Origin of the sequence: Cytobacillus sp. (assembly GCF_032154635.1) — a bacterium.
Taxonomy (GTDB): Bacteria; Bacillota; Bacilli; order Bacillales; family Cytobacillaceae; genus Cytobacillus.
Window position 1 is genome coordinate 79,775 of sequence record NZ_JALDXW010000019.1, and the last position, 6,272, is coordinate 86,046.

General features: G+C 39.5%; 4 protein-coding genes, 1 other RNA gene and 1 other annotated feature. Of the genes, 4 read left to right on the forward strand and 1 reads right to left on the reverse strand.

What is annotated here, in order from left to right:
- Positions 1-22: 22 nt before the first annotated feature.
- The gene (locus RUH74_RS14465) at positions 23-1,789 is read right to left on the reverse strand and encodes an N-acetylmuramoyl-L-alanine amidase family protein (protein WP_313801152.1); all 1,767 of its coding nucleotides are present in this window, start codon (positions 1,787-1,789) and stop codon (positions 23-25) included.
- Positions 1,790-2,012: 223 nt separating this feature from the next.
- On the opposite strand from RUH74_RS14465, the gene RUH74_RS14470 reads away from it, so the two are divergent.
- The 4 genes from RUH74_RS14470 to ssrS all read left to right on the forward strand — a co-directional run bounded on the left by RUH74_RS14470 (position 2,013) and on the right by ssrS (position 6,016).
- Positions 2,013-2,189: a hypothetical protein gene (locus RUH74_RS14470; RefSeq protein WP_313801154.1), complete on the forward strand. Its 177-nt coding sequence runs from the start codon at positions 2,013-2,015 to the stop codon at positions 2,187-2,189.
- Between the two features lie 91 nt (positions 2,190-2,280).
- Positions 2,281-2,529, forward strand: a binding site (T-box leader).
- Positions 2,530-2,610: 81 nt separating this feature from the next.
- Positions 2,611-3,885: a histidine--tRNA ligase gene (gene hisS / locus RUH74_RS14475; protein ID WP_313801156.1), complete on the forward strand. Its 1,275-nt coding sequence runs from the start codon at positions 2,611-2,613 to the stop codon at positions 3,883-3,885.
- Positions 3,886-3,994: 109 nt separating this feature from the next.
- Positions 3,995-5,764: an aspartate--tRNA ligase gene (aspS, locus tag RUH74_RS14480; RefSeq protein WP_313801158.1), complete on the forward strand. Its 1,770-nt coding sequence runs from the start codon at positions 3,995-3,997 to the stop codon at positions 5,762-5,764.
- Positions 5,765-5,831: 67 nt separating this feature from the next.
- Positions 5,832-6,016: non-coding RNA, 6S RNA (gene ssrS / locus RUH74_RS14485), on the forward strand.
- The last annotated feature ends 256 nt before the right edge of the window (positions 6,017-6,272 follow it).

Here is a 6,272-nt window from a genome sequence, read left to right on the forward strand (position 1 = left end):
AAAGGGCGATTTCGCCCTTTTTTTAATTAAAATGCTTCGCAAGCCCTTGATAAATCCCAGTCGTAACCATTTCTTGGTATTGATCTGAAGTAACGATCATTTCTTCAGCTGGATTACTTAAGTAACCGAGCTCCAATAGAATTGCGTTTCGTTTATTTTCCCTTAACACATAATAATCACCAAAGCGATAGTCGCGATTTTTTAGACTAGAATTAGCGGCAACCGAAGAATGAACATCAGCCGCAAGTCCTTTTTGATAGGAGTGATAGTAATATGTAGTCATTCCTCTAACGCTGCGATCGGCAATACTATCGTAGTGAATGCTAATAAAAGCATCCGCATTATGATATTGTGCTGTGTATACCCTTGAGGACAAAGGAATAAATGTATCGGTATTTCTCGTAAGAATTACATTGGCGCCAGCCGCTTTTAATTTATCATATAATAGCTTTGCGGTTTTTAACGTCACTGTCTTCTCTATTGTTCCGCTAGCACCGGTCGTCCCATTATCTCTGCCACCGTGACCAGGATCAATGATGATCTTCTTATTCTTTAAACTTGTTTTAGATCCCGGTTTTTCAACAACAGGTGCTGAACCGTTTACAGATACAATCCATCCAGCAATAAATCCGCTTTTTCCATTTGCAAGACGTACCTCATACCAATCATTTTGTACGCTGATGATATCATAGGTTGCCCCTTGATCTGCTCTTTCAACAATAGCAGAAGAAGGATCAGCGCTTTTTCTAATGTTTGAACCATTATGAAGGATCGTAATCGTGCTTTCTTGAACAGCCTGTTTGCTAGATTCAGTTCCTTTATGATTAGGCTTTTCCAAGTACCAGTTTGCAACCCAGCCATAGGAGCCTTTTTTATATTCGATTTTGACCCAATTATTTACTTCCTCTAAGATTTTAAAGGTTTGTCCCATCGAAACAGAACCAATCGCTTTCCCGTTAAGTGAGCCTTTGCTTCTAACAGTTAAGGTGGTTGCAGTTACTGTGCCTGTCCCAGCTTTGCCTGATTTTGAAGATTTTTGCGTTGTTAGTTCTTTTTTTTCTGCTTTCCCTTCATCCACTTCAACATACTGGCTGCTGACCCAGGCGTGGTTACCTGAATAGGAGATTTCTGTCCATCCATTTTTTTGAGATAAAATTTTCACCTTATCCCCTGCATTTAATTTTCCAATAATTGAACTGTTCAGTGACGGTTCACTACGAATATTAAGTGAATTAACTGTGATTTTCCCATTTATCGTTTGTGAGGTCGGACTAGTAACAGAATTACTTTTTAATTGGATAAATTCACTTGAAACCCAACCAGCTCCATGTGGTGTATCAAGCTGTATCCAATCTCCATCTGTTGCGAGAACCTGAAAGTTTTTTCCTTTGTTAATCGTTCCGATTACTTGATAGTTTGTGCCTGGACCTTTTCTAACTCTAAGTCCATCAGCCTTAATCGTTGCATGATTGCTCTTAGGCTGTGAAATAGAAGTGCTGGTTTCTCCGCTTTCCAGCGTTACGAGCCAGTCAGCTGCCCAGCCCTTTTTTCCATCTTTTAATTGAATTTCAATCCAATCTTTTTTCTTTGAAAGATACGTGTAGCTTTCCCCTTTATTCACTTGTGCAACAACAGGATAACTTAATCCTGGTCCCTCCCGAATATTTAAGCGGTCGATTCCGATCTTAACGGTTTGTCCCGCTGCACTCGCAGGTAACAAGTGAATCGATGAAATCCCGCTTAAAAGGATTAAACAAAAAAATAGGATGACTTTTTTCTTTCTATGCATGCGCAAACTCCTCCCCTCGCTAGATTAACCGGTCCTCATCTTATTAGAAAAACAAAATTGCTTCAGTCAGTCAAGTCTTTCCCGAGAATTGCCCTACTATAAATTCTTCTTTTGCTATCGATATCCTTCAAAAAGATTCATTAGACAAGAAATTAGATGAAAGAATAGTTTATTCCCATTCATGGGAATACTAGATAAGAATAAGAAAACGAGGGTGATAGAAATGAGATTTGGTGATAAGGGAATGTCAGCTCAATTAGGGGAAAATCAGCTTTTTGGTGTGGATTTTCATGATTTTATTCAGAAGGAGCAAAGTTCCAATATGATTGAATTGGCTTCAGAATTTGGCTTAACCGTAAAGGACGTTAGGAAGCTGAAAAAACATTTGGAAAGATCTTAACAAATCGCTATTGACAATACTCTTAATGATACGTATTATTATATAAATATTAAGAGGAATTTATTGAAGACAATGTGCACTTGGCACTGCTATATAACCGTTTGATGAAGAAGAGTAATTAAACCCCACATGAAAAGAGAGGAAATGTCATAGGCTGAAAACATTTCTTCATGATGATTTAATGAAAGAACACTTCGTAGGTTTCTCTCTGAAAGAAGGAATAGCTTTTAGTAGGAGTTGAACGTTAACAGGCGTTAACTGTAAAAGAGGAAGATCGCGAAACATAGCGGCTTCAACTAGGGTGGCACCACGGGAATCTCGAAAAGCTCTCGTCCCTTGTATGTATATACAAGGAGGCGGGGGCTTTTTTATATTTAATAAACTTTTACATAACCAAATATAAATTAGGAGGAAATTCGATATGTCTATTCGTTTACCAAGAGGAACCCAGGATATTCTCCCTGGTGAGATTGAAACATGGCACCTGATTGAAGAAAAGGCGAGAGATCTTTGTGCAAAATTCCAGTATCGTGAAATTAGAACGCCAATTTTTGAACATACCGAACTGTTTCTACGAAGTGTAGGGGATACAACGGATATTGTTCAAAAGGAAATGTATACTTTCGAGGATCGCGGTGAACGCAGTTTAACATTGCGACCAGAAGGTACGGCTGCTGTTGTTCGATCATTTGTTGAACATAAAATGTTCGGTGATGCGACTCAGCCAGTCAAGCTTTATTATATGGGGCCAATGTTCCGTTATGAACGTCCGCAGGCTGGACGCTATCGTCAATTTGTTCAATTTGGTGTGGAGGCGATTGGCAGCGCTGATCCAGCGATAGATGCGGAAGTAATTGCGGTAGCCATGTCACTTTACCAATCATTAGGATTGAAAAAGCTAAAGCTAGTTATTAATAGTCTTGGAGATAAAGAAAGCAGAGCTGCACATCGAGATGCGTTAATCAATCACTTCAAACCGAGAATTGGCGAGTTTTGTAGTGATTGTCAAAACCGTCTTGAAAAAAATCCGATGCGCATCCTTGATTGCAAACAGGATAGAGATCATGAGCTAATGGCAAATGCTCCATCAATCATTGATTACTTAAACGAGGATTCAAAGCACTATTTTGATAAAGTTCAACAATATTTAAATGATCTTGGTATTGCTTTCGAGGTTGATTCGAATCTTGTTCGCGGGCTTGATTATTACACACACACTGCTTTTGAAATTATGAGTGATGCGGAAGGCTTTGGAGCAATTACTACTCTTTGCGGGGGAGGCCGCTACAACGGGCTTACAGAGGAACTTGGCGGACCAGAAGCACCAGGCATTGGTTTTGCGATGAGTATTGAACGATTTATAGCAGCTTTAGAAGCTGAAAAAGTGGAGCTTCCAATTGATAAAGGAATTGATTGCTACCTTGTTTCATTAGGAGAAGAAGCGAAGGATTATACTGTTGGGCTGCTTCACAAGCTACGTCTAGCAGGCTTCTCTGCTGAGAGAGATTATCTCGATCGAAAAATAAAAGCTCAATTTAAAGCAGCAGATCGTGCAAAGGCGAAGTATGTAGCAATTCTTGGTGTAGATGAGCTGAAAGCTAATAAAATCAACTTGAAGTCAATGGATACAGGGGAACAAACAGAGCTTGACCTAGAAACCTTTGTAGAAAAGTTTGCTGAATTACTACAAAAATAATGCATAGTGGCGAAAAACGTTTAAAAGCAAAGATAAACATGCAAAAAAATATTTATAATTGCCAATCAATTATTGTTCATAAAATTACTACATTACAGGAGGAAACATCATGTTTGGGAGATCGTATTACTGCGGAGAAATAACAGAGGCGGCTATTGGTGAAAAAGTGATTTTAAAAGGATGGGTACAAAAACGACGTGACCTAGGGGGCTTAATTTTTATTGATCTCCGTGACCGAACGGGAATCGTGCAAGTTGTATTTAATCCGGAGACATCTCCAGAGGCACTGGTTTCTGCAGAGCGAGTGAGAAATGAGTTTGTCCTAGATATCGAAGGAACTGTAGTTGCTAGAGAAGAAGGTACGGTAAACTCGAATTTAAAAACAGGTCATATTGAAATTAAAGCGGAGAAAATGACGATTTTAAATGAAGCAAAAACCCCTCCATTTATGCTTGATGACAAAACAGATGTATCTGAGGATGTCCGCTTAAAATATCGTTACCTGGACTTAAGAAGACCAGTCATGTTTGAAACATTAAAAATGCGTCACCAAGTAACGAGAGCAATGAGAGAGTTTCTCGATGGGGAAGGCTTCCTTGATATAGAAACACCTATTTTAACCAAGAGCACACCTGAAGGAGCGCGTGACTACCTAGTTCCGAGCCGTGTTCATCCTGGTGAATTCTATGCACTTCCACAATCCCCACAAATTTTCAAGCAGCTGTTAATGGTAGGCGGCTTCGAGCGCTATTACCAAATTGCCCGCTGTTTCCGTGATGAGGATTTACGTGCGGACCGCCAGCCGGAATTTACACAGGTCGATATGGAAATGAGCTTCATGAGTCAAGCTGATATAATTAGCTTAATGGAAAATATGATGAGTAAAATCATGAAAGAGGTCAAAGGGCTTGACGTTCAAATCCCATTCCCGCAAATGACTTATCAAGAAGCAATGGACCGCTACGGTTCCGATAAGCCTGATACACGTTTCGAAATGGAGTTAATAGACTTATCTGAAATTGTAAAGGATTCAAGCTTTAAAGTATTTGCTGGAGCTGTTTCTTCTGGAGGCCAAGTAAAAGCGATCAATGTGAAAAATGGAGCTGGCAAATATTCCCGAAAAGATATTGATGCGTTAACAGAGTTTGTCTCCGTCTATGGTGCGAAGGGGCTTGCATGGCTAAAAGCAGAGGAAGATGGACTGAAAGGACCGATTTCTAAATTCATTACTGAAGAAGAGCAAGACGCAATGAAAACTGCACTTTCTGCTGAAGCAGGAGACCTTCTATTATTTGTGGCTGATAAGACAAGTGTTGTAGCGGATGCATTGGGTGCATTGCGTATCAAGCTAGGAAAAGAGCTTGAACTAATTGATCAAAGCAAGTTCAACTTCCTTTGGGTAACGGATTGGCCATTGCTTGAGTATGCGGAAGAGGAAGGCCGCTATTATGCAGCACATCATCCATTTACAATGCCTGTGAGGGAAGACCTAGCTCTTCTTGATTCAGATCCATCAAAAGTAAGGGCGCAGGCTTATGACCTTGTATTAAATGGCTACGAGCTTGGAGGAGGATCTCTGCGTATTTTTGAAAGAGAAGTACAGGAAAAAATGTTTAATGTACTTGGCTTTTCAAAAGAGGAAGCATATGAGCAGTTTGGTTTTTTGCTTGATGCATTTGAATATGGAACCCCTCCACATGGCGGTATTGCCCTAGGTCTTGACAGACTTGTGATGATTTTAGCAGGAAGAACGAATCTTCGTGACACCATTGCCTTTCCGAAAACCGCTAGTGCAAGCTGTGTGTTAACGAATGCCCCAGGTGAAGTAAGTGATGCGCAATTAGATGATTTACACTTAAAGCTAAATTTAAAAAAATGAGAATTGACCTATTTGCGAGCGCTTGAAAGAGAAAATCGTATATGATAAAATACAGATAATTAAATAAAGAGTCCTGATGTGTTCGTTGTGTAACCTAAAATTTTGACCAACATTATTTCTTCGGGAGATCGGGTTTTCCAGCCGCGTAAACGCCTCATGGATGAGGACTTACAAAAGCAGAAACAGGTCACCCACCTGCTGAGTGCGGGTTCAAAACGAAGGCATCGAAGCGACGGCACGATTGGGACTCTTTACGTACATATGAAATGTTGAAATCCATGTCTTTTACGGCATGGATTTTTTGTGCGACAATTTGTTACGAATGAATTGTAGGAGTTAGAAAATTATAGTGTTTAATGACACAAATTCCTATCGTTCTACTTGTTTTTATAATGAAGTATGATATATTCATTTACGGGAAATATTTTAAGAATACATATTTATTAAAATTTGATGGAGTTGAGATAAATGTTGCATCAATTTTCACGGAATGAATTGGCTTTCGGAA

What these genes read in the sequence shown, in the direction of transcription:
- RUH74_RS14465 (WP_313801152.1), bottom strand. Translation starts at nt 1,789, where the DNA reads ATGCATAGAAAGAAAAAAGTCATCCTATTTTTTTGTTTAATCCTTTTA.
- RUH74_RS14470 (WP_313801154.1), top strand. Translation starts at nt 2,013, where the DNA reads ATGAGATTTGGTGATAAGGGAATGTCAGCTCAATTAGGGGAAAATCAG.
- hisS (WP_313801156.1), top strand. Translation starts at nt 2,611, where the DNA reads ATGTCTATTCGTTTACCAAGAGGAACCCAGGATATTCTCCCTGGTGAG.
- aspS (WP_313801158.1), top strand. Translation starts at nt 3,995, where the DNA reads ATGTTTGGGAGATCGTATTACTGCGGAGAAATAACAGAGGCGGCTATT.